We start from the raw sequence: 1255 nt of genomic DNA on the forward strand, positions 1-1255 counted from the left end.
ATCATCGTGCTCTAATTCACGAAGCTGCTTCGTTAATGTTCCTTGAGAAATGCCTGGTATTAATCGCTTTAATTCACCAAACCGTTTCGTTCCATCTGTTAATAATATAAATAAAATGAGTGGCTTCCATTTCCCACCGATTATTTGTAATGTCGCTATTACCCCTTTTAATTTCGGTTCCTCTAAATTCACTTTCCTCACCACTCCCCTCAAATCATAAATTATAATGAGTAATTTTTTATATTATGTATCCATATAACAAGCGATTAGTACGAAATTTGCGACTATGTACATATAAAGTGCGTACTTTTCACTTGCAATCTTTTAGCGAATAATAAAAGCATAGCAGTTTTATTTTRAAGTTTTTATTAAAGGAGGGGCTAAAATATGTCTATTACTACATTAAAAGATACTCGTATCGTTATCATTGGTGGAAGCTCTGGTATTGGATTAGCAACAGCAAAACAAGCAATCGAACAAGGTGCACATGTTATTATTGCAGGACGCTCGGAAGAAAAATTAAAAATTGCTCGAGAATTAATAACTAACAATCATCTTCAAACTTATGTATTGGATAATCAAAATAAAGAGCAATTACAAGATTTTTTCAAGACAGTTGGGAATTTTGATCATTTATTCACACCAGGAGCCTCTTACACACTTGGGCCAATAACCGCTACAGATGATATCGCCGAAAGTAGCTTTATCGGAAAGTTTTGGCCACAATATTATGCCGTAAAATATGCAATTCCTTTTCTCTCAAACTCTGGATCTATCGTATTAATGTCCGGTGCATTTAGTCAACGGCCACTTAAAGGAGCGCCTGCTTACGGAGCTTGTAATGGTGCTATTGAACGCTTAGGGAAAGCTTTAGCTGTTGAATTAGCTCCTATTAGAGTTAATGTTGTTTCTCCTGGAACGATACGAAGAGAGAATGAACAAAATGAGAAAAGACTAGCTGCTTATGAAGATTATAAATCTCTTTCTCTTGTACAGAGACCTGGGTATAATGATGAAATTGCACATACTGTCCTGTATTTAATGCAAAATGGTTTTACTACAGGTAATGTATTATTTCCTGATGGAGGATACACATATCATTGATTACAGTATAATTAATCCTCCTTATATTATCTTGAGTTAAGGAGAATTTTTAAAAAACAAAAATTATATTAGACGTGAACTCAATCAGGCGAATCTCAATTCCAAATCCAAACAAATTACCTTAATTTCCCCCGTTCCTACTGATTTTTAA

2 protein-coding genes are annotated in these 1255 nt (G+C 34.3%); one reads left to right on the plus strand and one right to left on the minus strand.

The window, feature by feature from the left end; translation table 11 throughout:
- Positions 1-201 (minus strand): winged helix-turn-helix transcriptional regulator (locus tag AC1DJR_RS30295; protein ID WP_477004291.1); only part of this gene is annotated, 201 nt, incomplete at its 3' end.
- A 186-nt stretch (positions 202-387) separates the two neighbouring features.
- On the opposite strand from AC1DJR_RS30295, the gene AC1DJR_RS30300 reads away from it, so the two are divergent.
- A complete protein-coding gene (locus AC1DJR_RS30300; protein ID WP_429691981.1) occupies positions 388-1104 on the plus strand; it encodes an SDR family oxidoreductase in 717 nt (238 codons plus the stop codon).
- Positions 1105-1255: the final 151 nt, after the last annotated feature.

The organism is Bacillus sp. 05T31 (assembly GCF_056396725.1).

What these genes read in the sequence shown, in the direction of transcription:
- AC1DJR_RS30300 (WP_429691981.1), top strand. Translation starts at nt 388, where the DNA reads ATGTCTATTACTACATTAAAAGATACTCGTATCGTTATCATTGGTGGA.